The sequence below is a fragment of the Paenibacillus enshidis genome (assembly GCF_042136365.1).
Classification (GTDB): Bacteria; Bacillota; Bacilli; order Paenibacillales; family Paenibacillaceae; genus Paenibacillus; species Paenibacillus enshidis.
In genome coordinates, this window is record NZ_JBHHMI010000002.1 from 284,705 (window position 1) to 308,689 (window position 23,985).

Consider the following 23,985-nt stretch of genomic DNA (forward strand, 5'->3'; position numbering starts at 1 on the left):
CTCTCCTCTGCAACCGAAATCAAACAGCCTTGCCCCCTGGGCAGGCTGTTTGATCAAGGCATAGCTAATAATATCTGTTCCTATTGTACAAGGCGGAACGTGTCGCGGGCAATCACCAGTTCTTCATTTGTCGGAATGACGAGAATTTCCACTTTGGACTGCTCTGTGGAAATGCGGCGCGGATCGCCTGAACGTATGGAATTGAGCGACTCGTCGATTTCCACGCCCAGGTAGGTAAGTTCCTCCAGCACCTTCTGGCGCAGCACGACCGAGTTCTCGCCAACACCGGCTGTGAACACGATGGCGTCAACGCCGTTCATGGCCGCTGCGTAAGAGCCGATGTACTTGCGGACACGATAAGTATACATATCGAACGCAAGCTTGGAGTTAGCGTCCCCTTTCTCCATGCCGTCCGTAATTTCACGCATATCGCTGCTGATACCGGAAATAGCCAGCAATCCGCTGTGTTTGTTCAGCATCGAATTCACTTCGTTAACCGTCAAGTCTTCCTTGTTCATAACAAAAGGAACGATGGCAGGGTCCAAATCGCCGCTGCGTGTCCCCATCATCAGGCCTTCCAGCGGAGTCATCCCCATGGACGTATCGACAGAGACGCCGCCTTTTACGGCTGTTATACTTGCACCGTTGCCGATGTGGCACGTTATGATCTTCAGCTCCTCCAGCGGACGGCCCAGGAATTTGGCGGCTTCCTTGCTGACAAAATCATGGGATGTGCCATGTGCGCCGTAACGGCGCACTTTATATTTGTTGTACAGCACTCTTGGGATAGCGTACATGTAGGCCTTCTCCGGCATCGTCTGATGGAAGGCTGTATCGAATACGACCACCTGTGGAATGTTCGGCATATTCACTTCCGCAGCCTTGATGCCCATCATTGAAGGAGGATTATGCAGCGGTGCAAGGTCGAACAGACGGCGAATTTCCTTCTTCGCTTCTTCGGTAACGACAGCGGATTCTTTAAACGACTCGCCGCCGTGCACGACACGGTGCCCAACAGCATCGATTTCATCGATGCTGCCGATGACCCCGTGCTCCTTGTCCACCAGTGCGTTCAATACTTTGCGGATCGCTGTGGTATGCTCCAAAATCTCGCTGACTTCTGTCATTTCGTTTTTATTGGTCGGTTTGTGTGTCAGAATGGAGGAATCCATACCGATCCGTTCCACAAGCCCTTTGGCGAGCACAGACTCATCCGTCATATCATACAGCTGATATTTCAGGGAAGAGCTGCCTGCATTGATTACCAAAATTTTCATAAACGGTCACCATCCTTGTCGTACTTGAAGAAGCCTTCGCCTGTTTTTACACCGAGATTGCCGGCACGCACCATTTTCTTCAGGACGATGGACGGACGGTATTTCAATTCGCCGAACTCACGGAACATGCGCTCAAGCGCGGCCAGTACGGAATCAAGACCGAAACGGTCGGCCATTTCGAGCGGCCCGTGCTGGAAGTTGTAGCCGATCCGCATCGCGTCATCAATATCCTGAGCAGAGGCTACGCCCTCCTGCAGCACATGCGCAGCCTCATTGATCAGCAGACAGATGATGCGGCTCGTGACAAAACCCGGAGACTCATAGACCATGACGCCTTTTTTCTCAAGGAAGCTCTCTACAAAGGATTTAGTATGCTCAAAAATTTCGTCTGAGGTTTTAAGCCCACGGATGATTTCAACAAGATCGATGCGGGACACCGGATAAATAAAGTGCATGCCAATGACACGCTCAGGATACATGGTCGAGCTGGCGAGCTCGGTCAAGCTGAGCGTGGAGGTATTGCTTGCAAGTATAATATTTCGCGGACAAAATTGATCAAGCTGCTTGAACACTTCCTTCTTCGCATCCAAATCCTCCGTGATGGTCTCGATGACCATATCGCAAGCGCTCAATTCACCAAAATGGGTCACCTTGTGAATACGGGAAAGAATCAGCTTCTTCTCCGCCTGGGTAATGGCCCATTTCTCCAGCTGTTTGTCCAGGCTGGTTTCGATCATTTCGTACGCGTAGTCCAGTTTTGCAGGGGTTTGCTCAACCAGCAGCACGTCGATGCCTTTGGAAGCAAGCATTTCGGAGATGCCCTGCCCCATCGTACCGCCGCCAATTACGCCGATTTTTTTAAATTGCATGGTTCTTGGCTCCATCCTTTCAAGGTCTCTCTGATGTATTGTATCCTTCGCTGTCGAAAAATACAGATTTATGACCCAATAGATAATAATATCTTAGCACGGAACAAAAGTAAAAAAAAATACCAGCATCATAATTTATGCTGGTAAAAGGCTGTTTTCACGAAATTGACACCGGAATTGCTCCCCGGTCAGCGTTTCTTCCTTCAACAGGATTTCGAGAGAATTGTCAAAAATGCTGCGATGCTGCTCCAGCAGCTCATTGGTACGGGCATGGAGCGCGTTCAGAAGCTCTTTATTTTCACGCATCAGCTCTTCCTTGGTCACCATCTCCATGTTCATGATGCCTAAGGACGTCAGGCCGGACTTCATCATCATTTCCACGATGCTCAGGGCTTGTTCGAAATCGTTGCTGGAACCTGTGCTGCGTCCACCATAGTACATTTCTTCAGCCACGGCACCGGCAAGGGCAATCATAATCTGTTCTTCAAGAAAATCCTTGGTATACAGATAGTGCTCCTGCTGCGGGTTATGGCGCACATAACCGAGCGCTTTGCCGCGCGGGCTGAGGGCCACCTGCTTCACGCTGCCTGGACGGACAATCTCGGCCATGATGGCATGTCCCAGCTCGTGGATGGCGACTCTCTTCTTCTCTTCTTCGTTCGATTCACGGTCTGTTTTCTCGCCCATCATCACTTTATCAATCGCCATGGACAAATGGTTCTGGCCGATCATGTCCAGGTTCTGGCGCATCGCATAGATCGCCGCCTCGTTCATGACGCTCTCCAACTGAGCGCCGGAAAACCCGTAGGCCTCCTCGGCGATTTTTTCCAAATCCACTTCCACAGCCAAGGGCTTGTTCTTGGCATGGAGATCAAGGATATGCTTTCTGCCCTTTTTGTCAGGAAGATCGACCTGGATATGGCGGTCAAACCGGCCCGGGCGCAGCAGCGCGCTGTCCAGCATCTCCTTGCGGTTAGTGGCCGCAATCAGCAGGATGCGCGGAGTGTCTGACGAATAAATTCCGTCCATCTCGGTCAGCAGCTGGTTCAGTGTCTGGTCGTATTCACGCTGCTGGCCGCCTTCGCGTTTGCCGCCAATGACATCAATTTCATCGATGAAAATAATGGCATTTTCCTTTTTTTCCTTGGCGGCCCTCGCTCTGGCGTCCCGGAACAGCTCACGGATCCTGCTCGCGCCTACGCCTACGTACATTTCAACAAACTCACTGCCAGCAGCCGCCACAAATACTGAATTGGTATACTGGGCTGCGGCTTTGGCCATCAGGGTTTTACCCGTTCCGGGAGGTCCGGTGAGCAGAATGCCCTTTAAGGGACGGATGCCGAATTTCGAAATTTCTTCATGGCGGATCAGGAAATCAAGCGCCTCCTGGAGCTCCTGCTTGGCGCTCTCCTGGCCGCCGATCTGCTCAAAGGTCAGCCCGGTCGACCCGATTTTCTTGCGCTTGCGTTCCTGGCCCGCTCCGACCGCCAATCCGCCGCGCATATGCAGCAGCAGCATCAGTCCGCCCAGCACCGCCACCGCAATAACAAGCGGCACTACATTAAACCCGATAAAAACAAGAAAAATCACCAGGACCGGCACGATGCCGATCAGCATTTCCTTCACCCATCTAGGCATTAGGCCACACTCCCATCGTTTCCGGCTCGCGCGGCAGAATAATAAATTTGCTGGCTTGTCCTTCCTTCAGTCTTATATAGACGTTCTGATCGTCCATTTCAGTCTGGGTCTGTACCTTGGAGTCCTTCTGCTCCAGCGATTCCAGCGTTGCCGGGATTTGCGTGTACTTTTTATTTTCCATCGCTTCGGCAATCGGGAACATGGCCTGTGACCACCACTTATCCAGCTGTACGCTGGAGCGGTCCTGGATGTCCATCTTTAACTGGCGGCTGCCGATAATGGACTGGCCTTCTTTCTTGACCTGCTGTACCAGACCACGCAGATCCGCATCCGGTTGCAGCACAAGTTTCAAAACGACTTCATCCTGTTTAATCGCTATTTGAGCGCTGGAAACGCCCGGATATTGAGTCACTACCTGCTGAAGCGGATTCTGAATCGCCATATGACGGTACAAGAACCATCCGCCGAACAGCACGGAAGCTGTTATGATCGCCGTTAAAGCTATAGGCAAAATACGAAGTTTCAAAAAAACGCCCTCCTCTCGATCATGAAATGCCAGCAGAAACGTATTGGGACTTTTTTTTGAACCGTAAAGTAAAAAATGAGCCTTGTTAACCTATCGCTCTATCACTAGTATAAGCTTGAATATATTATATCGTATATCATATTTCGAAGGCAAAGTTTGAACAGTTTATAAGATATGTAATATTTTTCACAAACGGATATTTTAATCAGAAATATGCAAAAAGGCTCCAGCCGCAGCCGGAGCGATTCCGCTCACATATGATCAGGTTTCATGCGCCCTCCGTCACTGAAGGGTATTGGGAAGTTGAAAAGGAGTGCCTACCGGACTTCCGTCCGCAAATTTGTAAAATTGATAAAAATAGCTGTTGTTGCTTTTATAGAACAACTGCCAGACATATTCCCCGTTAAAAACACCGGGCAGCAGACGCACAATCTCAAGATCGGGATTTGCGGATATGATGGCTGTGCGAATCTGCTCCTCGCTTACTCCGTTTTGCAGCAGCTCACTGTGCACGCCCTGGGTTCCCTGCTGCGGGATGTCCGCCCCGTCCTCTACCCTTTGAAAAGGCACCCATACCATGATCTTTCTGTTTTCGGCATCCGTGCCTTCCACCACCCAATAGGTTTCGGTCCACACGCTTTTCCACGTCTTATCCGTTGCGGCCAGCCCCGCTGTCTGTTTCGCTTTCAGAATGGCGTCGCTCTCCTCCTGTTTCTGCCCCTGGGTTACATAGGAATAGTACAAGTAAAGGGCGAGCAACAGCAGGATGAAAATAAACACCGCATAGGCGATCATCGTTTTTCTGTTTTTCAATCCAAGCTTCCTTTCCGATGGTGTGGTTTGATCAGCGAGAGAGCAAGCCGGTAAACGCCGCTTGCGCTTCGTGCTTGATCCGCTCCTCATCCATGGTCAGGCATTCACCGTTCTTGACAACCTGACGGCCGTCCACCCAGACGTGCAGAACATCCTTGGCGCTGGCCGAGTACACAGCATGGGAAACCAAATCCGTTTTCGGCAGAAAATGCGGCTGATCCATATTCAGGGCAATAAAATCGGCCTTGTTGCCTGCGGCGAGCGCTCCCACTTCCTTCAGGGCAATCGATTTCGCACCATATTCCGTAGCCATGCGCAGGGCCTCGCCCGCCGGGACCGCCGTCGGGTCGCCTGTAACTCCCTTATGAATCAAAGCGGCCAACCGCATTTCCTCGAACATGTCCAGATTGTTGTTGCTTGCCGGACCATCTGTTCCGAGCGACACGATTACCCCCGCTTTAAGCAGGTCTGTCACCCGCGCTACACCGCTGGCCAGCTTGAGGTTGCTTCCCGGATTGTGGGAAACGGCCACCTTGCGCTCGGCGAGCAGGGCAATCTCTTCATCATTCAAATGGACGGCATGCGCAACCAGGGAAGGCCGGGAGAAGAAGCCCAGCTTATCCAGATGTGCAACAGGGCGAAGACCGTATTCACGCACGTTCTGCTCCACCTCGGCGGCCGTTTCCGACATGTGGGTGTGAAGCGGCAGATTGAGGTCATGGGCCGCCTGCACGAACTGCTCAATAAAAGCTGGCGGGCAGGTATACGGCGCGTGCGGAGACATCATGGCCGTAATGCGGCCGCCGGCTTGCCCGTGCCAGTTTTTCGCAAAGGCTACCGCCTCCGCCAGCTTGGCACGCTGCTCCTCTTCCGAGCATAGACCGATGGCGCCGCGCATCAGGCTGGCGCGGATGCCGGATTGCTCGACCACTTTGGCCACTTCATCCATATGGTCATACATATCCAGAAAAGCGGTCGTGCCTCCCTTGAGCATTTCAAGCACAGACAGCGACGTCCCCCAGTACACATCCGAGGCGGTGAATTTGGCTTCCATCGGCCACATCTTCGTTTGCAGCCATTCCTGCAGCACCATATCGTCTCCGTAGCCGCGCAGCAGCGACATGGCGGCATGGCCGTGCGTGTTGATCAGACCTGGCAGAAAAAGCAGTCCTGTGCCGTCTACCACCTCTGTGGCTTCCTCTCCTGCGGGCAGCTCTTCTCCGATATAGGTGATCCGGCTGTCTTCAATGATCATGTAGCCGTGGACAACCGCTTTTTCATCACGGTTCACCGCATATGCCCCATTTTTTATCAGCCATTTATTGGTCGTCATCTTCATTGTCATCCTTTCCGTTCTCCAGGTAATAGGCCAGGCTCAGCAGGTCTGTCGTAAAGTCCGTCGCATGAATGCGAATATGCGCAGGGGCTTTGATGATAGTTGGCGCAAAATTCAGAATCGCCTCTATCCCGCTCCCGATCATCTCGTCAGCCACATGCTGGGCTTCAAAATCCGGTACAGTGATAATGCCGATCCGGATGTGCAGCTTTCTGACCGTATCTCTCAGCTCCTCCATCGGCTGCACGGTCAGGGTGTTGATTTGCCGCCCGATCTTGGCTGGCGAGGAATCGAAGACTGCCACGATTTTCATATTATCCTTTAAATAAGCGTTGTAATTGGACAGCGCCTGCCCGAGATTACCAGCCCCCACCAGCGCAACGTTGATTTGCTGGTCTATTTTGAGTATATGGCGTATTTTATCGATCAGATACATCACATCGTAGCCGATTCCCTTGCGTCCGAAATCACCGAAATAAGCCAGGTCCTTGCGGATCTGCGCCGGATTCAGGTCCAGCTTCTGCCCCAGCTCCTGGGATGAAACCGTGGTGACCTCCCGTTTATGAAGCTCGTTCAGGTAGCGCAGGTAGACGGGCAGCCTGCGCACCACAGCTTCGGATATTTTATCTGCTTTCATGCATAATCCTCCTAAATTCACGGACTAATGAATCGTAATGAGCTTAGCTGCCCGCTTCCGTATGAAGCCATTCGGAAATCCGGGGCACCATCTGCTCGGTCTGCATATGCTCTATTTTCGGTCCCGGCAGTGAGTAGAGGAAGTGCTTTCCGTAATAAGATTCGATGACACGGGTATCATACACGATGACTACTCCACGGTCCTTGGCCGTACGGACGAGGCGTCCGAAGCCCTGCTTGAAGCGGATGACCGCCTGCGGCACGGACAGTTTCATGAACGGGTTCTTCTTCTGCTCCTGGAGCAGTTCGCTCTTCGCCTCCAGCAACGGGCTGTTCGGCGGCTGAAAAGGCAGTCTGACAATAGCCAGACAGGTCAAAGCCTCTCCGGGAATATCGACACCCTCCCAGAAGCTGCTTGTACCGAGCAGCACGGACGCCTTGGCTTCCTGAAACCTTCGTGTCAGCTTGCTGCGGCTGCCGCTATCCATACCCTGCCCCAGCACCGTAATTTTACTCGAAGCAAGCGCCTCCTTCAGCGGCTCGTATACCTGCTTGAGCATCCGGTACGAGGTAAAGAGGACAAGCATCCGTCCCTGAGTTACCTCAGCCGCGCTGCGGAGCGAGTCCACGAGCATGTCCACGAACCTGGCGTCCCCCACGCTTCCTTTTACGCTCGGAAAATCCCGCGGGATGACAAGCAGCGCCTGCTCCCGATAGTTGAACGGGGAAGGCAGCAGGGAGGTAAGCAGACCGCCCTCCTCCGCAGCCTCCTGAAGACCGAGCTGGTCGATCATATATTGGAATGATTTGTCTACGGACAAGGTTGCGGAGGTGAGCACAACGCTTTTTTTCTTGTCAAAAAACATCTCCTTCAACTGCTGGCTGACATCCACCGGCACGGCGTAAAACTGCAACGATTTCCCTTTAAATTGGCCGCTGGCTTCAAGCCAGTATACAGTGGTCAGATCATCCATTTTGATAAAAAAGCGCAGGCTGTCACGGAAGGCAGCCAAATCTTTAACCAGCCCTGTAATATCGGTTACCAGACTCTCGGAACCGTAATCGTCCTGCTCGTCCTTGATTTCCTGCAACATTTTGTCTCCCTTGCGGACGATCTCGCCAAGCGCAACATAAATCTGATTTTCCAGTTGCTCCGCCTCCGTCCAACCCTTTGGTTTATCGGAAGGCTTGAGACGAGCCGAGAACTGTCCGGTCTCCCCCGGGGGAGCGTCACTCCGTTCAGGCAGCATGCCGAAAAGCATATCGCTGAGCTTATCCCAGGTCTCCTTAACCTCCACCATCGCCGGATACAGGCTGTCGATCACATACGCCCATTCCGTGGCCTTCTCGTGCCCGGAAGACATAAGCTGCTGGCGCAGGACGGGCAGCTGCCCGTTCTTGCTGTCCTTGAACAAACGGGTCAGCGCATGGACGAACGTGAAATATTTCATATGCATGCCCAGATGCTTGCCTGCCACCTCTTCCAGATGATGCGCCTCGTCAATAATCAGATGCTCATATGCGGGAAGCAGTTGATGGCTGGCTTTGACATCCGTGAACAGCTTGGAGTGGTTGGTGACCACAACATCTGCGGTTCCGGCTTCCTGGCGTGCTCTATGGTAATAACATTTGCGGAACCATGGGCATTGTCTGCCAAGGCAGGAGTCGGAGTCGCTGGCCACCGTTTCCCAGAAGTCCCCGCCACGGCTGCCGAGGTTCAGTTCCTCATCATCCCCGGTTTCGGTTTGCGCAAGCCACACTATCATCTGTGCAGCTGTGAGCAAATCTTCCTTCGGGGTTACGAAATCTCTTCTGTTTATTTTATGTTCAAATTTACGCAGACACAAATAATGGCCCCTGCCCTTGAACACGGCCGCCCGGAAAGGAAACGGGACCGCGCGTGTGAGCAGCGGAATATCCCTTTCCCGCAGCTGCTCCTGCAGGTTGATGGTGTGGGTGCTGATCATCACTTTTTCCCCGTTCCTGACGCTGTGATACAGCGAGGGGAGCATATATCCAAGTGATTTCCCCGTACCGGTTCCAGCCTCAATGAGCAAATGTTTCTCTTCACTGAGCGCCGTCATGACGCTCTCGATCATCTGGTTCTGCGACTCCCGCGCCTCGTAATGGGATAGGGACGTCCGCAGCCGCTCCTGCACTTGCTCCATGTACTCGTCAAAGCTCACGCCTGACAACGGATTATCGCCAGGCTCGCTGCGTGGCGGCTCAATATCCGTCCAGTCATCCACTTTAAGGGCAAACTGGCGGTAATACGTATGCCCCTCCAGCTCCTGCACCGGCTCTCTTTCCTTCTGCTCCCTGATTCCGTCGAAAAACCAGGCCAGGTCGCTGTCCTCCTCCGCGAACAAATCACTAAGCCTCTGTACGGCAAGAACCGGGAGGGCATTCAACTCATCAAGGCATTTGAGAAATACCTCAGCCGTAACAAGCGCGTCGCTGTCCGCCTGGTGCGGACGGTCATGAACGATCCCGAAATCGGCCGCGACAAAGCCCAGCTGATAGGAGGATAAGGACGGAAACAGAATCTTGAGAAAGTCCATCGTATCCAGAATACGCCCGCTGAAAGGCAAGTATCCGCAGCGGTCAAGGGCATTTTGCAAAAAGTTAAAGTCAAATGCGACGTTATGTCCAACGAGCACAACATCATTCAGCAGGGGGACAAGTTCGACCATCATGTCCTCCAGAGAAGGACCGTTCTCTACATCCGCGTCCGTGATGCCCGTTAATCCCGTAATAAAGGGCGGAATCGGCCTTCCCGGATTGACATAGGAAGCATATACCTGTGAAATGCTGTAATCATGATCTATAATAGCCAGTCCGACCTGAATGATATCATCGGCAGACTGGGTTCCTGTCGTTTCAAAATCCAATACGGCAAACTTCATCTTGAGCCTGATCCCCTCATTCAGTCTTTGAGTTTATTTGAAACAATGAACCGGGTGGGATAACCCGGTCTGTAATACATACAGCATATCAGAAGATGGGCTCTTTGAACATGAAACAAGCAAAAAGCGATGCACGCAGGCATCGCTCATTAGGCGTTACGTTTCACATATAGGCCATGAAATGGCTGCTGTAGCGCAGTCGCCCGGGGTCCGAGCGGTATGTCTCCATATTATGGCGCGCTTCATTCAGCGCAGGATCAAGCTGCAGCGCCAGCATAAAATGCTGCACAGCCTGCTCGGGTTGATTCTTTTTCGCCCGTACGCAGCCGAGAGCATTATAAATAGCCGCCTTGATCTGACCGCTCTCTGTCAGGCCAAGGGAATAATGAAACAACGATTCCGCTTCCTCCAGCTGATTCAAATGCATATGCGACATGGCCGCGTACATTTGGATCAGCAGGCTTTGAGGATAAAATTCGGCAACCTCTCCAAACTGGGCAAGCGCCTCCGGGTACATCATCAGTCTGTAATAGCCCTGGCCACGGATAAACGCTTCATGGCCCATTTCGGGTAACATGGGCGCATCATCGGCGGATTGCAATATTCCGCTTCCGACCAGTTTTCCCATTTTCTCTTCAAAAGCCAGCCACTCATCCATAATGGAATCACTCATGCGACGGAGCAGGTTCCATTTTTGGAGGAGCTCTTCCTTGCGGGGTCCTTGAGCCGAAGGGTATTGCTTCACAATTTCATCTAACATGCCGTTCATTTCTGCGAATACATGCCGGAGCATATTGTGCATCCCACCCTTCATGGAAAAATGATTCCTCCACTGCGGCCATTGCTGGCCTGCGGCTTTAAGCGCCATGAGTGTACAGTCACATTTTTCGCCCAAAGAGCTCTTTTCATCCGCACTCCCATCGATTACATGACCGTCGCATGTGTTTCCTTCTGCATCGTCTGTATCGGACGGTTGTCCCCGTCCACAAATACGACGGTCGGTTTATAGGTCCTGGCTTCTTCATTGGTCATGGCTGCATAAGAAATAATAATGATAGTATCCTCGGGCTGAACAAGACGGGCCGCGGCCCCGTTCAGGCAGATGACGCCGCTGCCGCGCGGTCCGGTGATCACATAAGTCTCCAGACGCGCCCCGTTGTTATTATTGACGATCTGCACCTTTTCATTCTCCAGCAGATCCGCCGCTTCCATCAGGCTTTCATCGATCGTAATGCTGCCCACATAATTCAAATTGGCTTCCGTTACGGTCGCGCGATGAATTTTGGACTTCATCATCGTTCTAAACATGGGAAAGGACCTCCGCTTTTTCAAGTCTCATATTGTCGATCAGACGCGTTTTGCCAAAAAATACAGCCAGCGCCGCTATAACATCTTCCTTAATATCATCAAGCCGTTCTTCAGCCTTCAGCGGTTGCAGAGACGGGAAGGTCAGTATTTCCACATAATCAATGCGGGCAAGTGGTACAGAGGTTATGCCGGCTTCCAGAAAAGAACGGAGCTCGCCCACCGTAGCCATTTGCCCTTGCGATATTCCTTCGTGCGCTTCACGCAAGGAACGGGACAATACTAAGGCCTGCTCCCGCTCTTCTTCGCTTAAATAAACGTTGCGTGAGCTGAGAGCGAGTCCGTCATGCTCCCGTACGATCGGGCAGGGAACAATCTGGACATTGATGTTCAGGTCAGTCACCATCTGCTGCAAAACAGCTACCTGCTGAGCATCCTTCATACCGAAAAATGCGTAGTCCGGCTGAACCATGTTGAACAATTTGGCGACAACAGTCGTTACACCGTCAAAATGACCGGGCCGCGACGCTCCGCACAGCCGGTCTGTCAGGCCGGATACCCGGATTTTGGTCCGGGTGGGCTGGGGGTACATCACTTCAACCGTTGGGATGAACAAAATGTCGACCCCTTCACGCCGGGCGACCGCCGCATCCCGTTCCTCGTCCCGCGGATAGCTTTCAAAATCTTCGCCAGGCCCGAATTGAATAGGATTCACGAATATGCTGAGCACCACGATATCGCTTTGCTCGCGGGCGGCACGCATCAGGCTGGCATGTCCCTCATGCAGATAACCCATCGTTGGGACAAAGCCGACCTTCTTCTCTATTCCCGTGCCCGGGGCACGCCGGCGTGAAGCCAGCGCGGCACGCAGCTGCTGGACGTCCCTGACGATCATCATGATCTGTTCTCCACCTTTTCTGAGCGACTTCCGTATAATGTATCCATTACCCCGTCATCTGCACTAAAAACATGCTGCTCCGCCGGAAAAACCCGTCCCTTCACATCAGCCACATAACGTCCGATGCTGTCTTTGATCAAGGTTCCAATGTCTCCGTAGGTCTGTACAAACCGCTTTGGTCTGTATGGTGACGCATATTGAAGCACATCATGGTAGACCAGCACCTGACCGTCACAGCCCCGGCCGGCGCCAATGCCAATGGTCGGAATGGAGAGCTCCTTGGCAATGAGAGCGGCCACTTCCTCCGTAACCAGCTCCAGCACAATGCCGAACGCGCCGGCTTCTTCCAGCGCTTTGGCGTCAGTGAGCAGTCTGCGCGCATCTGCAGCGTCCTTGCCCTGAATCCGGTAGCCTCCGATCTGATTGACGGACTGCGGGGTCAGTCCGATATGCCCCAGAACTGGAACACCCGCCTGCACAGCCGCCCGCACGACCGGAGCGATTTCAGCGCCACCCTCCATTTTAACGGCATGGGCTCCGCCTTCCTGCATCAGCCGGCGGATTCCGGCAAGACTTTCCTGAATACTCCCGTGGTATGTCATAAACGGCATATCTGCCACAATAAACGTATGCTCGGCACCACGCGCCACCGCTCTTGTATGGTAGACCATATCATCCAGTGTCACCGGAATGGTGGAGTCGTATCCAAGTACGACATTGCCAAGCGAATCACCGACGAGAATGATATCGATCCCCGCCTCTTCGGCCAGTCTGGCTGACGGGTAATCGTATGCGGTGATCATGCTGATCGGGGTGCCTTCCTCTTTCATTTTTTTCATCTTCACAATGTTTAGCGCCTGTTTTGCCATCCTTGTGGCTCCCTTCTTCTTTTTTGGACAAACACAAAAAAACCTTTTTGCAGACGCATCTCATCTCGGATATGCGTCGAAAAGGTCCGAACAGCCAAAAAAGAGTCACTCGCGATCGTCCCTTCTGTCTCGGTCCTGTTCGGCTCAGAGCAGAATCCAACGTAGCCAGCAATGAAGCGCTATGATGGTCAAGTTTGCGGGCAACCTGCCCTGGAGTGCAGTTCGGAACAAGCCGATACCGCCTCCAGCAAAGTATAACAAATTGAATCAAATTTTTCACTGATTAATTTGAATGTCTCCGGAAAAGACCGTCGCCAGACTCCCGTCACTGCGCCGGACAAGCAGCGCTCCCGCAGCATCCAGCCCTTCCGCAATCCCTTCAACAGGCTGCCCGTTGTCCCTGACGGACACCTTGCGGCCGACGATGGCCGACAGCGCCTCCCACAATACGCCGATGGGCTTGAATCCCTCCTGACCATACAGCATATACAGGCTCTCCAGTTCCTCCATGACAGCCGCGATCAAAGCGGTTCGGTCAACAGGCGCTCCGGCCGCTTCCTTCAGCGATGTGGCTATAGCCCTCAGCTCTTCAGGATAATCCTCGGCGTCCAGGTTGACATCAATCCCGATCCCCGCGATGCAGTAGCGGATCCTCTGATCCTCGACCGCCGATTCAAGCAGGATGCCGCATACTTTACGGCCGTCCACCAGCAGATCGTTCGGCCATTTGATAAATGCCTCGACCCCCGCTACACGCCTTACAGCCCGGCATACAGCCACACCGGCCAACAGCGTAAGCTGCGGCGTATACTGCAACGGCTGCTGCGGACGCAGAATGACGCTCATCCATACCCCTTTGCGGGGCGGGGAAAAAAATTTACGCCCTTGTCTTCCACGCCCTCCGGTCTGCTCCTCGGACACCACCAGCGTGCCTTCAGGCGCTCCCTGCTCCGCCAGGCGCATCGCATCCCCCTGGGTCGACACCGTCGTATCGAGCAGATGCAGACGCCGTCCGAACGACTGCGTCCGGATCACCTCTGACAGTTTGTCGGCATTCAGCTTGTCCGGCTTCGCCGCAAGCGTATAACCCAGCCGCGGTGATGCCTCAATAACATAACCAAGCTCCCGCAGCTTATTCACATGCTTCCATACTGCCGTTCTGCTTACGTTCAGCATCCGGCTGACTTCCTCGCCGGATACAGGGGAAGCACCTGCTTCCTCAAGCATATTCAACAACAGCTCATGCTTCTTCAACTTCCGTCACCCGCTTTGCTTCCTCAATCAGCATTTCCTTTTCGTTTCTGATGTCCCCGCAGGCCGCAGCCAGCAGAAGGCGGTCCATCACCCTGCCCAGCCACGGCCCGCCCCGCCGGTTCAGCACCGCCAGCAGATCATTGCCCGTAATGTCCAAATCCTTCATTTGTAGGATTTCAGTGTGGTCTGTCCATTCCTTGCCCTTGGCTGCCAGCACTTCCGCCACCCTCCAGGAAGCGGCGTCCTGCCTGTAGTCAGGTGGCAGGGCTCCGTTAACAGCGAGCCAATCCTCAGCTGATTCCCTTCCCCACCGGAGCAGCCACGAAATCCACAGCCGCCGCAGCTCCCTTTCATCAGAGACAGATGGCGGAACAGTTGCGACCGCTTTCTCCCATTCCAGCAGCCGCAGCATGCGGGTCCGGAAAGCGTTGGAGAACGTCCAGTCCCGCAGCATGGCAGCCGCCTGTTCCGGCGCAAAGCTTCCTGCCAGCAAAAGCAGCTCCCAGCGCTGTTGTTCAGGAAGGTTATGCAGCCTGCCAAGGGAATGAGCGGGAATGCTCTGCCAGGGCGTTGCCGCCTTTGTGCTGGACAACAGGCCGCTTCTGCGCAGCAGCTCCAGTCCGCGCAGCGGATCAGGGCCTTTCATGATTTTCTCCATCTCGGTCCGCACCCGCTCCATGGCAATAAAGCGCAGCAGATGCCTTTTGCGCAGCAGAGCCTTCCAGGTCGCTGGCGCGATGCGGAAGCCAAAGACAGCGGCAAACCGTATGCAGCGGAGCATCCGCAGCGCATCTTCCTCAAACCGCTCATCCGCCGCACCAACACAGCGGATGAGACAGCTTCGAATATCGGCTTCGCCGCCGAACGGGTCCACAAGCTTTCCATCCCTCGTCAGCGCCATCGCATTCATCGTAAAATCCCGGCGCCGCAGGTCTTCCCTTATATCTTTCACAAACCTGACATCCTGTGGGCGGCGATGATCCTCGTAACCGGATTCGGTCCGGAAGGTTGTCACCTCGAAGGAAAAGCCGCCCGAGATGACCGTTACCGTACCGTGCTGAATCCCTGTCGGTATGACGTTGTCAAACAGCCCAACCACCTCATCAGGCACTGCCGATGTTGTCAGGTCCATATCCTGGATGGAGCGTCCGAGCAGTTCATCACGTACACAGCCGCCGACCCAATAGGCTTCATGCCCGGCGCTGATCAGCCGGTCAAGGACCTGCCCGGCTTCCAGAGCCATATCCGGATCCGCGTAACGCCAACTGTTCATAGCCTTTCCACCTTTACTGCTGTAATCCGCAAAAACAGACGCGTTTGCACTAATAGTGAGTGTTCAAAAAGTCAGGTTTTCAGCACCGAGAAGGTTGGATGAAGCTAGGGACTGAGGAGCGGAGCGTACTTGGGGTACGTGAGCACCTGAAATGTTTCCGCAGGAAACATGCTTCGGAAGCATCCGCTTAGGCCCGGCTGAATTCAAGATTCGATGTCGAGTCCACTTCCTGACTTCCTTCGTGATCAAAAGATGACTTTTTGAACAACCTCTAACAGTTCACTGGTTTCAGATCAGGCACCTCGCGTCCTAATACACGGTAATAGATTTCTTCATACTGTCTTCTGATTCTGTCGTTGCAGAACTCGGTCTGCGCCCGCTGCAGGCAGGCCTTGCGCAATCTGGCCGCATCCTTGCTGTCCGTCAGCAAGCGGATGGCATATTCGGCCATTTGCTCCGTATCTCCAATCGGGGCCAGATATCCGGTCTCGCCATGAATGACAAGCTCCGGTATACCCCCGGCGGTGGAGCCGACCGTTGGCACGCCGCAGGCCATCGCTTCGAGCGCAACCAGTCCGAAGCTCTCCTTTTCCGAGGGCAGCATCAGTACATCGGCCATGGACAGCACCTGCGCGATATCATCCTGCTTGCCGATGAAATACACCTTGTCTTCCAGGCCCAGCTCTTCGATTTTACTGCGGATTTTTGGCAGATCCGGACCTTCGCCGACGAGCAGCAGCTTGGATTTGACCTCCCGCTGCACCTTTTCAAACACATCAAGCACATCGCCTACCCTTTTTACAGGACGGAAATTGGAAATATGCATCATAATTTTCTCGTCCGGCGCGGCAAAATCGCTGCGCAGCGAAGCGGAATCCCGCGGATAATACACTCTTTTATCGACAAAATTATAACTCAAATCGATCTCGCGTGTAATATCGAGCACTTCCCGCGTTTCACGAATCAGATCCTTCGATACGGCCGTAACCGCATCGCTTTCGTTAATGGCAAGCCTGATCAGATCCTTTAACGATTCGTCCTGGGCCAGCACCGTGATATCGGTTCCATGCAGTGTCGTAACGACTTTCAGGCGATCCCCGACCATTTGCTTGGCCAGAAAAGCACATACCGCATGTGGAACCGCATAATGCACATGAAGCACGTCAAGGTTTTTCATCTTCACGACCTGGGCCATCTTCGTTGCCAGCGACAGATCATAAGGAGGATAGCGGAACACATAATAATCATTGACTTCCACTTCATGATAAAAAATGTTTTTATGAAAATTTCCGCCCAGTCTGAACGGAATCCCGTTGGCAATAAAATGCACCTCATGACCCTGCTCGGCCAGCAGCTTGCCCAGTTCGGTAGCCACGACACCGGAACCTCCCAATGATGGGTAGCAGGTAATTCCGATTCTGAGCATGTCATTCATGATAGCAGCCCCCTTTTCACATTCCGGCAAGAAAAAATAAATTTAAAATAATTCAACTTTATAAGGGGACTTCACCGCAAACCCCTCGGCAAACGGAGTCAGACTCCGCTGTCCCAGCATGGAGTCCCGCGCTTTGACCCGTTCTATGTATCCTTGATTGAGAGGGGTAGATACCACGTCAGCTCCTGCAGCCCCTTGCTCAAATTGAGAGCTGTAGCAGCCCAGCGCCTTTTCCTTAAGATTATAATACCCGGTTATATCGACAATTAGATCAGCCCGTCCCAGATCATTAATAAAATAAAAGTAGAGCTGATCTACACGGACAGGCGGCAGCTCTGGCATGAAGCGGCGCAGCTTGGCGTTGAAGACTGCTTCCTCCACCAGCCTGCTGCACATGACATGATCCGGATGGCGGTCTTCCCAGTACGGCGCAAATACAATCTTCGGAGCATGGCGTCGTATTTCCGCGGTGACGGTGGCCACATGCTCCGGTGTGATGTACAATCCCCTGTCCGGGAGCCCCAAATTGGTGCGTGCGGAGAGACCAAGCAAGGCGGAAGCGGCAACCGCTTCCGCCGCACGTCTCTCCACCGTACCATTGGAGGACATTTCCGCTCGGGTCAGATCACAAATTCCGACCTTCAGGCCGGCCGCGGTATGCTTGACGATCGTGCCGGCCATTCCGATTTCGGCATCATCCGCATGGGCGCCGAATACAAGAATGTCCAGGCTCATTTGATTTCACCGTCCTGAATGCCCGGCTTGTATTTGTGAACCAGCTCCCGCCATGCAAAGTCTCCGCGGTCGAGCGCCTTCACCAATATTTCAGCTGTGGCGATATTCGTCGCAAGCGGAATACCCTGCACGTCACACAGGCGCAGGAGAGCGGTGATATCCGGCTCATGCGGCTGTGCCATGAGCGGGTCGCGCAGAAAGATAATCAGGTCCATGTCGTTCTGGGCCACCATGGCGCCGATCTGCTGGTCCCCGCCGAGGGGACCAGACATGTAGCGGTGAATTTTCAATCCTGTAGCTTCCATAATCCGCTGCCCTGTAGTTCCTGTGGAATACAACTGATGATCCTTGAACACATGCTCATATGCGGTTACGAAGTTGATCATTTCGTCCTTTTTGCGGTCATGGGCAATGAATGATATTTTTAACATATTCGTCTCTCCCCCATCCGATGTATCGTTTTTCTTGCCGCCTTTACCAAACATTAATCTATAAAGTGTTCAAATCCGTAGACAAGTCCCGTATGGCTCATCACTTTTTCGATTCCGATTTTTACCCCCGGCATATAACCTTCACGTTCATAGGAGTCATGGCGTATTCTGAGAGATTGCCCATGGCCGCCGAATATAACCTCCTGCTGTGCAAATACACCTGGCAGCCGCAGGCTGTGGATGCGGAAGCCTTGATAATATCCGCCACGTGCACCCTCAATCGTCTCTTCCTCCGCCGGATTGCCCTGGCGCAGCTCCTCCCGGTTCTGTGCAATCAGCTCCGCCGTTTTGATCGCTGTTCCGGAAGGAGCATCCAGCTTATGGTCTCCATGGGTTTCGATGATCTCCAGGTGAGGGAAAAATTTGGCTGCCTGGGCAGCAAATTTCATCATCAGAATGACGCCGATTGAGAAATTGGGGGCAATCAGGCCTCCAATGCCGCGAAGCTGGCACTGCTTGTCCAACTCTTCGATCTGCTCCGGCGTAAAGCCTGTGGTCCCCATAACTGGTCTGACACCTAGCTCGATGGCCAGTGCAGTATGATCATATGCCGAATGGGGTGCAGTAAAGTCAACCATCACATCGGGCTGGCTTTCCCTGAGAGCTCTTTCAAGGTCGCCTGTTATGTTGATTCCCGCTTCCGGCAGACCAACCAGCAGACCTGCATCCACTCCCGTGTGGGAACGGTTCACGGCGGCAGCCAGCTCCAGCCCCTCATCCTGGAGCACGAGCTTCAGAACCTCGCGGCCCATTCTTCCTCCGGCGCCAACGACTGCTACTCTGATCTTATCTGTCATGAAAACAACTCCTTATGCTGCGAAAATGGCAGTCTATTTCTGTGAATCCCGATAATTTTTTTTGCGTTCCAGCAGCTCCAGCTGCAGTTCTATCAGCTGCCCTTCCTGCGGCAAAAGGTCTATCGCTTCCCCTACGGCGGCCAGAGCCTCGTCGAACTGGTTCAACTCGTTATGGGCAAGGGCAAGCAGAACATAGGCATCCGCACACAGCGGATCCAGCTTCACCGCTTCATAAAGCATGTTTATCGCCCGTGCACGTGCCGGGTCATCCGGCGAACCACCCCCGGACAGCATTTTTCGCACTTCTCCGGCCAGGCGTTTGGCTTCAAGAGAGTTCAGGTGAATTTTATACTCATCCTGTCCCGGTGCCAGCGTAACGGCAAGTTTTGCATGCTCCAGAGCCTGATCCAGGCGGCCGCTGCGCGCATAGGTAATAGAGCAGCGGTAGCGGTAATCCGCATTGTCGGGCTCGGCCGCTATCGCCCGCTCAAACCAACGGATAGCCTCTTCAAAATCGTTGCTCAAAATACTGAAATATGCTTTCTGTACATATTCATCCGCCTTCATGATGCTGCACCTCCGTGCGATCCACCGTTTGGTACAGCATATGTATGGACTGCCTAATCGGTGTCCTTCCTGGTCCAGCGGTCTGCATCCCGTGTATTGAATTTATTCATGATCTTATTATGGGCTTCCGTCAGATCAATGCCCAGTGAATTGGCAAAGCAGATCGTAATAAAGAGAATATCGCCAAGCTCCAGTTCAATGGAATTGTCAGCTTCGTCTTTCTTCTTGGGCTTCTCACCGAAGGAGTGGTTGACCTCACGTGCCAGCTCCCCGACCTCTTCCGACATTCTTGCCAGCATGGCCAGCGGGCTGAAGTAGCCTTCCTTGAATTGCGATATGTATTGATCGACTTCACGCTGGAGCTCAGCAAGCGTTTTTTCCATAAAAGCCTTTTCTCCTTTATTGTGAAGGTTTATTCATATGTTATCGTAAAGGAACTTTGAAAACAATTATTTTTTAATCGTCTCGGAACAAGGTATACTAGGGTAAGATTGCCAAATGGGCTTCTTGGCAAACGAATACGATTGATGCGAGGGGTAACATTGAAAACGTTTAATATCGGCTCACAACTGAAGCAAATCATTCCAATCCTGCTGGGAACTGCGGTGTATGCGTTCGGTCTGCTGTATTTCATTATTCCCAACCAACTGATGGAAGGAGGCGTAACAGGCATCACCGTTTTGCTTAATTACGCATTCTCCATTTCACCTTCTTTATCTACTCTTTTGCTGAATATCCCGTTGTTCTTGCTTGGATGGAAAATACTTGGCGGACGCCAGATTGTATATACGGGTGTCGGCATCGGATCTTTAACCTTCTTTCTGTGGCTGTTCGAAAAACTGATTGATTCAGGCTGGATCGAGCCGTTCGCCACGGAGCATGATTTTATTCTGGCAGCCCTCTATGCCGGGGTCACGCTTGGAGGCGGTCTTGGCATCGTGTTTCGTTTCGGTGGTACCACCGGCGGCTCGGACATCATCGCCCGCATCCTCAACCGCAGATTCGGCTGGAGCATGGGGCAGGTGCTTCTCGGCATCGATATTCTTATTATCGGCCTGTCTCTACTGTATATCCCGAAGGAAAAAATCCTTTACACTCTGGTTGCTGTATTTATAGCGTCCAAAGTGATTGATTTTATTCAGGAAGGGGCTTATTCGGCCAGAGCGTTCATGATTATCAGCGATTATGCCCACGAGATCGCAGAGATCGTTACAAGAGACATGGAACGGGGAGTGACGATCATCCCGGCCATCGGCGCTTATTCCAAACAGGCCAAATATGTCGCTTATTGCGTTGTATCCAGACAGGAAATGCGCCGGCTTCATCAGATTGTGAAATCGGTCGATCCCAAAGCATTTGTAATCATCAACGATGTGCATGACGTGCATGGCGAGGGCTTCCGGGAAGAATAAGCCTCATAACAAACACAAAATATCGATAGAATTAAACTCTAGCCTTTGATAAAATAGCAATATAAATTCTCGAAGGAGCGGAACATATGAGCAATGAATTATCTGAGCTGTTGCGGTCCGTTATCAAAGAAGAGTTGGAACCTGTTAGCAGGCAGCTTGCGGAATTAAAAACTGATCAGCAAGAGATGAAGCAAGAACAGCAAAGCATGAAACAAGACCTGCAAGAGATGAAGCAAGAACAGCAAAGCATGAAACAAGACCTGCTTGAGGTGAAGCAAGAGCAGCAAGAGATGAAACAAGACCTTGATATGATTAAACGTGCCGTATTGGAGACTAATGACAGACTCAAAAATGTGGAAACTATCTTGGAGAATCAACATCAAATTATCGAGCTGCTTTCTGCCCGTTCTATCCAGCAGGAAGCTGAACTGAGAAGAATTAAGTGAAGAAGAAAGAGCAAGTATCGGCGCATCTGACCACCGGATACTTGCTCTTTTTAAATCAGCCAACCTTCACAGACATCAGCGGGCAGGAGGAAAAAAACTGTGCTCCCCCCGGTATTTCCGGATGCCGGCATAAACCAGGGCTGCCAGGATGACACATCCGATCAGCCATTCCAGCGCATCGTCGTCTGCGGCCAGCATGAATGGGCCAAAGGCCGCAGCATCCTTCTCACGGCCGAACAATACGTTCAGCGTCTCACGCCCGGCGGTAAGCGCAGACCTCACGGCAGCCGGGTCGGAATTCAGGCTTCCGCCCGCTCCCCTCATAAAGGATAACCACGAATCGGTCCTGTTTACAGCAGACGGCGGCATGCTGATGATAGCGGACGGCCTTATCGTATTATAATGATCCTCCAGCCTTCCCACAGCCTGGGCAAATCCTGAAGCGCTCCCTTTTGTGAACTGGTTCTCCGCTTCTTTTAAATCTTCATACAGTATTTTGTAATACTGCTGCCACAAGGGCTCCTTGGGGTGGGCGAGCACATCAGCCGCCAGCCTCAAGCCTGCGGCGGCTTGAATGACGGCCTCCGGGGATATGGCAGCCGCGTTTACCGCCTCCTGAACGTCCAGAATAGCCCCGGAAAAGGCATGAATCCCTTCCACCGACATCGCTTTCTGAACGTTTCCGGTGCCAAACAGTTGTACAACCTCTGCAAGACGGCGGCGCACTTCTATGATATTTCCTTCCTTGGCATGCTTATACAAAGCAACTGCTGCCTGGTCAAGGGCAAGCTGCTGTGTCGGAGTGGCAGTTTGTGCCGGGGCCGCTTCATACGCGCCGGAAACCGCCTGCGGCAGCAAGGCAAACAGAAGCGCCGTACACAGCAGCACCCGGATGATACCGGCAACACCGTTCATTGGACATCCCTCCTACCCTATCTGTATGGCATGGACGAATGGCCTAGAACCGAAAGCTGAGAACCGGTGGGCGAGAATCAGCTTGTGCCTGCCCTCCTCCGCGACAGGGCCATCACCAGCCAGCAGGCAGCGGCGCTGGCCAGCGTGAGAGCTACTGTAAAATTGCGGACGGCAGGCACATCGTCAAACAGCTCACGCGGCAGCCAGGGATTAATCCCGTAGGTATAATCCATCAGATCGTTCAGCAGCGTCCACAGGAGAGCGACGGTCAAGCCTGCGGATCGCACTGCAAAAAAGCGGATATACACCAATGCCTCCACCGCCATAATCGTATGGGAAGCTACAAGCATCCAGTCAAGCGAACCGATAGCCCCCCCTTGTGACGCTCCCGCGAAGATGATGGCAGAAGCCCAAATCCCATACTTTACACTGGTTACGACAGCCAGTCCCTCAACCAAATGTCTGAGTACGGTCCAGCCTCTGCTGACAGGAGGGAACAGCAGAAACAGCAAAGCAATGGTAAAAAACAGGCTCGCTGTGGGACTGTCAGGAACGAAGACGATCAGCCAGTGAGGATAGCGATCCCACGTATACGCGAGCTGGTTGTCATACCATACATAACCTCCCACGGTCCCCAACAGATTGCACCAGAAGAGCAGCCACAAAAAATAACGGTTCAGCAGCAACTCCCTGCTCCACAAAAAGGTTATGGACAAATTACATCAGGCCTCCAGTCACTCAAGCGGTGTACGAATTGATCTATGTACCAAAAGAAACCTAACCGCATGAGCGATCAGGTTTCATAACCACTTTATTTTACTGTGACTGGCTTTGAATCGCAAGCGTATACCTGCAATGGCCATTAAGTCAACGTTTTCAGTTCATCCGTAAGAGTTCGGAAAGCTACTTCATCCTTGGAAGCAAGCGCCTCGTCAATTTCACGGTACAGTTTGTCGCTTTTGTACTTGCGCAATGCTTCATCCAGCACCAGCTCCGCCGACAGACCAAGCATGACTTCATAAGTAACCTTCATTTTATCCATAGGATGCACCTCCAAACAAGGGTTCTCAAGAGTTTTTATATGCTCTTCCTTTTGCCACATAGTTTAACGTTGTATCCGCCATCCGCTTTAAATCGGCCTCCGTTAATTCTCTTACAACTCTTGCAGGAGTACCCAGCGAAAGCGTGTAGGGAGGAATACGCATGTTTTCGGTCACAAGCGATCCTGCTCCTATTAAAGCATATTCACCAATATCTGCTCCGTTCAGTACAATAGCCCCCATTCCAATCAATGTGCCCCTGCCGATAGAGCAGCCATGAATAATGGCTCCATGGCCAACAGATACGTCTTCTGACACCATCAGCGGCTGGTTGGTATTGACATGGCCGATGACTCCATCCTGAATATTGCTGCGGTCACCGATCGCAATCGGTGCCATATCGCCGCGCAGAACGGCATTGAACCATATCGAGCAATCCTGTCCGATCGTAACATCACCAATAATACGTGCTCCTTCAGCGGTATAAACCGACGAATGAAGCGAGGGCCATTTCCCTTGATAAGCGATCATATTGAATCCACCCTTC

The 23,985-nt window shown here is 52.7% G+C and carries 26 protein-coding genes; 2 read left to right on the forward strand and 24 right to left on the reverse strand.

Going from position 1 to position 23,985, the window contains the following annotated elements:
- Positions 1-80: 80 nt before the first annotated feature.
- The 20 genes from ACE41H_RS03880 to ACE41H_RS03975 form a co-directional block, all read right to left on the reverse strand.
- On the reverse strand, positions 81-1,277 hold the full coding sequence (locus ACE41H_RS03880; RefSeq protein ID WP_375353477.1) for an acetate/propionate family kinase: 1,197 nt from the start codon (positions 1,275-1,277) through the stop codon (positions 81-83).
- The gene (locus ACE41H_RS03885; protein WP_375353478.1) at positions 1,274-2,146 is read right to left on the reverse strand and encodes a 3-hydroxyacyl-CoA dehydrogenase family protein; all 873 of its coding nucleotides are present in this window, start codon (positions 2,144-2,146) and stop codon (positions 1,274-1,276) included. The genes ACE41H_RS03880 and ACE41H_RS03885 overlap by 4 nt, the downstream gene beginning before the upstream one ends.
- A 135-nt stretch (positions 2,147-2,281) precedes the next feature.
- A complete protein-coding gene (locus ACE41H_RS03890; protein ID WP_375353479.1) occupies positions 2,282-3,784 on the reverse strand; it encodes an AAA family ATPase in 1,503 nt (500 codons plus the stop codon).
- Positions 3,777-4,310 (reverse strand): hypothetical protein, encoded by a 534-nt coding sequence (locus ACE41H_RS03895; protein ID WP_375353480.1) that lies wholly within the window; start codon positions 4,308-4,310, stop codon positions 3,777-3,779. Before ACE41H_RS03895 ends, ACE41H_RS03890 begins: the two co-directional genes overlap by 8 nt.
- A gap of 282 nt (positions 4,311-4,592) precedes the next feature.
- A complete protein-coding gene (locus tag ACE41H_RS03900) occupies positions 4,593-5,123 on the reverse strand; it encodes a cell wall elongation regulator TseB-like domain-containing protein (protein ID WP_375353481.1) in 531 nt (176 codons plus the stop codon).
- A gap of 31 nt (positions 5,124-5,154) precedes the next feature.
- Positions 5,155-6,456, reverse strand: coding sequence for an amidohydrolase (locus ACE41H_RS03905; RefSeq protein WP_375353607.1), 1,302 nt, complete (start codon positions 6,454-6,456; stop codon positions 5,155-5,157).
- Complete coding sequence (locus tag ACE41H_RS03910; RefSeq protein ID WP_375353482.1) at positions 6,443-7,096, reverse strand: redox-sensing transcriptional repressor Rex; 654 nt, start codon at positions 7,094-7,096, stop codon at positions 6,443-6,445. Before ACE41H_RS03910 ends, ACE41H_RS03905 begins: the two co-directional genes overlap by 14 nt.
- A 43-nt stretch (positions 7,097-7,139) precedes the next feature.
- Positions 7,140-10,001, reverse strand: coding sequence for an ATP-dependent DNA helicase DinG, 3'-5' exoribonuclease type (gene dinG, locus ACE41H_RS03915; protein ID WP_375353483.1), 2,862 nt, complete (start codon positions 9,999-10,001; stop codon positions 7,140-7,142).
- A gap of 163 nt (positions 10,002-10,164) precedes the next feature.
- Positions 10,165-10,815, reverse strand: coding sequence for a hypothetical protein (locus ACE41H_RS03920; RefSeq protein ID WP_375353484.1), 651 nt, complete (start codon positions 10,813-10,815; stop codon positions 10,165-10,167).
- 110 nt (positions 10,816-10,925) lie between these two features.
- Positions 10,926-11,309, reverse strand: coding sequence for an aspartate 1-decarboxylase (gene panD, locus ACE41H_RS03925; RefSeq protein WP_375353486.1), 384 nt, complete (start codon positions 11,307-11,309; stop codon positions 10,926-10,928).
- A complete protein-coding gene (gene panC / locus ACE41H_RS03930; protein WP_375353487.1) occupies positions 11,302-12,204 on the reverse strand; it encodes a pantoate--beta-alanine ligase in 903 nt (300 codons plus the stop codon). The genes panD and panC overlap by 8 nt, the downstream gene beginning before the upstream one ends.
- On the reverse strand, positions 12,201-13,073 hold the full coding sequence (panB, locus tag ACE41H_RS03935; RefSeq protein WP_375353488.1) for a 3-methyl-2-oxobutanoate hydroxymethyltransferase: 873 nt from the start codon (positions 13,071-13,073) through the stop codon (positions 12,201-12,203). Before panB ends, panC begins: the two co-directional genes overlap by 4 nt.
- 276 nt (positions 13,074-13,349) lie before the next feature.
- Entirely contained in the window at positions 13,350-14,327 is a 978-nt protein-coding gene (locus ACE41H_RS03940; RefSeq protein ID WP_375353489.1) for a biotin--[acetyl-CoA-carboxylase] ligase, read from the reverse strand.
- Positions 14,314-15,600 (reverse strand): CCA tRNA nucleotidyltransferase, encoded by a 1,287-nt coding sequence (locus ACE41H_RS03945; RefSeq protein WP_375353490.1) that lies wholly within the window; start codon positions 15,598-15,600, stop codon positions 14,314-14,316. Before ACE41H_RS03945 ends, ACE41H_RS03940 begins: the two co-directional genes overlap by 14 nt.
- Before the next feature lie 271 nt (positions 15,601-15,871).
- On the reverse strand, positions 15,872-17,035 hold the full coding sequence (bshA, locus tag ACE41H_RS03950; RefSeq protein WP_375353491.1) for an N-acetyl-alpha-D-glucosaminyl L-malate synthase BshA: 1,164 nt from the start codon (positions 17,033-17,035) through the stop codon (positions 15,872-15,874).
- Between the two features lie 42 nt (positions 17,036-17,077).
- On the reverse strand, positions 17,078-17,770 hold the full coding sequence (gene bshB1 / locus ACE41H_RS03955; RefSeq protein WP_375353492.1) for a bacillithiol biosynthesis deacetylase BshB1: 693 nt from the start codon (positions 17,768-17,770) through the stop codon (positions 17,078-17,080).
- Positions 17,767-18,201, reverse strand: a complete 435-nt coding sequence (gene mgsA / locus ACE41H_RS03960; protein WP_375353493.1) for a methylglyoxal synthase — start codon at positions 18,199-18,201, stop codon at positions 17,767-17,769. The genes bshB1 and mgsA overlap by 4 nt, the downstream gene beginning before the upstream one ends.
- A 53-nt stretch (positions 18,202-18,254) precedes the next feature.
- Complete coding sequence (gene dapB / locus ACE41H_RS03965) at positions 18,255-19,058, reverse strand: 4-hydroxy-tetrahydrodipicolinate reductase (RefSeq protein WP_375353494.1); 804 nt, start codon at positions 19,056-19,058, stop codon at positions 18,255-18,257.
- A gap of 33 nt (positions 19,059-19,091) precedes the next feature.
- Positions 19,092-19,625 (reverse strand): tetratricopeptide repeat protein, encoded by a 534-nt coding sequence (locus ACE41H_RS03970; RefSeq protein ID WP_375353495.1) that lies wholly within the window; start codon positions 19,623-19,625, stop codon positions 19,092-19,094.
- 53 nt (positions 19,626-19,678) lie between these two features.
- Positions 19,679-20,008 (reverse strand): nucleotide pyrophosphohydrolase, encoded by a 330-nt coding sequence (locus ACE41H_RS03975; RefSeq protein WP_375353496.1) that lies wholly within the window; start codon positions 20,006-20,008, stop codon positions 19,679-19,681.
- Positions 20,009-20,167: 159 nt separating this feature from the next.
- Between ACE41H_RS03975 and ACE41H_RS03980 the strand changes: the two genes are divergently transcribed.
- Both ACE41H_RS03980 and ACE41H_RS03985 read left to right on the forward strand, forming a co-directional pair.
- Entirely contained in the window at positions 20,168-21,037 is an 870-nt protein-coding gene (locus tag ACE41H_RS03980) for a YitT family protein (protein ID WP_375353497.1), read from the forward strand.
- A gap of 86 nt (positions 21,038-21,123) precedes the next feature.
- Positions 21,124-21,483 (forward strand): hypothetical protein, encoded by a 360-nt coding sequence (locus ACE41H_RS03985; protein WP_375353498.1) that lies wholly within the window; start codon positions 21,124-21,126, stop codon positions 21,481-21,483.
- Positions 21,484-21,558: 75 nt separating this feature from the next.
- On the opposite strand, the gene ACE41H_RS03990 is transcribed toward ACE41H_RS03985, so the two are convergent.
- The 4 genes from ACE41H_RS03990 to ACE41H_RS04005 all read right to left on the reverse strand — a co-directional run bounded on the left by ACE41H_RS03990 (position 21,559) and on the right by ACE41H_RS04005 (position 23,969).
- Entirely contained in the window at positions 21,559-22,398 is an 840-nt protein-coding gene (locus ACE41H_RS03990) for a sporulation protein YpjB (RefSeq protein ID WP_375353499.1), read from the reverse strand.
- 77 nt (positions 22,399-22,475) lie between these two features.
- On the reverse strand, positions 22,476-23,114 hold the full coding sequence (locus ACE41H_RS03995; RefSeq protein ID WP_375353500.1) for a DUF1405 domain-containing protein: 639 nt from the start codon (positions 23,112-23,114) through the stop codon (positions 22,476-22,478).
- A 146-nt stretch (positions 23,115-23,260) separates the two neighbouring features.
- Positions 23,261-23,440 (reverse strand): IDEAL domain-containing protein, encoded by a 180-nt coding sequence (locus ACE41H_RS04000; protein ID WP_375353501.1) that lies wholly within the window; start codon positions 23,438-23,440, stop codon positions 23,261-23,263.
- A gap of 25 nt (positions 23,441-23,465) precedes the next feature.
- On the reverse strand, positions 23,466-23,969 hold the full coding sequence (locus ACE41H_RS04005; protein WP_375353502.1) for a gamma carbonic anhydrase family protein: 504 nt from the start codon (positions 23,967-23,969) through the stop codon (positions 23,466-23,468).
- Positions 23,970-23,985: the final 16 nt, after the last annotated feature.

Bases quoted from the DNA above. Each gene is read 5' to 3' on its own strand.
- ACE41H_RS03970 (WP_375353495.1), bottom strand. From the start codon at position 19,625: ATGAAGGCGGATGAATATGTACAGAAAGCATATTTCAGTATTTTGAGC.
- mgsA (WP_375353493.1), bottom strand. From the start codon at position 18,201: ATGTTAAAAATATCATTCATTGCCCATGACCGCAAAAAGGACGAAATG.
- ACE41H_RS03910 (WP_375353482.1), bottom strand. From the start codon at position 7,096: ATGAAAGCAGATAAAATATCCGAAGCTGTGGTGCGCAGGCTGCCCGTC.
- dinG (WP_375353483.1), bottom strand. From the start codon at position 10,001: ATGAAGTTTGCCGTATTGGATTTTGAAACGACAGGAACCCAGTCTGCC.
- bshB1 (WP_375353492.1), bottom strand. From the start codon at position 17,770: ATGAGCCTGGACATTCTTGTATTCGGCGCCCATGCGGATGATGCCGAA.
- ACE41H_RS04000 (WP_375353501.1), bottom strand. From the start codon at position 23,440: ATGGATAAAATGAAGGTTACTTATGAAGTCATGCTTGGTCTGTCGGCG.
- ACE41H_RS03905 (WP_375353607.1), bottom strand. From the start codon at position 6,456: ATGACGACCAATAAATGGCTGATAAAAAATGGGGCATATGCGGTGAAC.
- ACE41H_RS03945 (WP_375353490.1), bottom strand. From the start codon at position 15,600: ATGAACAGTTGGCGTTACGCGGATCCGGATATGGCTCTGGAAGCCGGG.
- bshA (WP_375353491.1), bottom strand. From the start codon at position 17,035: ATGAATGACATGCTCAGAATCGGAATTACCTGCTACCCATCATTGGGA.
- dapB (WP_375353494.1), bottom strand. From the start codon at position 19,058: ATGACAGATAAGATCAGAGTAGCAGTCGTTGGCGCCGGAGGAAGAATG.
- panB (WP_375353488.1), bottom strand. From the start codon at position 13,073: ATGGCAAAACAGGCGCTAAACATTGTGAAGATGAAAAAAATGAAAGAG.
- panD (WP_375353486.1), bottom strand. From the start codon at position 11,309: ATGTTTAGAACGATGATGAAGTCCAAAATTCATCGCGCGACCGTAACG.
- ACE41H_RS03990 (WP_375353499.1), bottom strand. From the start codon at position 22,398: ATGAACGGTGTTGCCGGTATCATCCGGGTGCTGCTGTGTACGGCGCTT.
- ACE41H_RS03885 (WP_375353478.1), bottom strand. From the start codon at position 2,146: ATGCAATTTAAAAAAATCGGCGTAATTGGCGGCGGTACGATGGGGCAG.
- panC (WP_375353487.1), bottom strand. From the start codon at position 12,204: ATGATGATCGTCAGGGACGTCCAGCAGCTGCGTGCCGCGCTGGCTTCA.
- ACE41H_RS03920 (WP_375353484.1), bottom strand. From the start codon at position 10,815: ATGAAGGGTGGGATGCACAATATGCTCCGGCATGTATTCGCAGAAATG.
- ACE41H_RS04005 (WP_375353502.1), bottom strand. From the start codon at position 23,969: ATGATCGCTTATCAAGGGAAATGGCCCTCGCTTCATTCGTCGGTTTAT.
- ACE41H_RS03985 (WP_375353498.1), top strand. From the start codon at position 21,124: ATGAGCAATGAATTATCTGAGCTGTTGCGGTCCGTTATCAAAGAAGAG.
- ACE41H_RS03975 (WP_375353496.1), bottom strand. From the start codon at position 20,008: ATGGAAAAAACGCTTGCTGAGCTCCAGCGTGAAGTCGATCAATACATA.
- ACE41H_RS03890 (WP_375353479.1), bottom strand. From the start codon at position 3,784: ATGCCTAGATGGGTGAAGGAAATGCTGATCGGCATCGTGCCGGTCCTG.
- ACE41H_RS03880 (WP_375353477.1), bottom strand. From the start codon at position 1,277: ATGAAAATTTTGGTAATCAATGCAGGCAGCTCTTCCCTGAAATATCAG.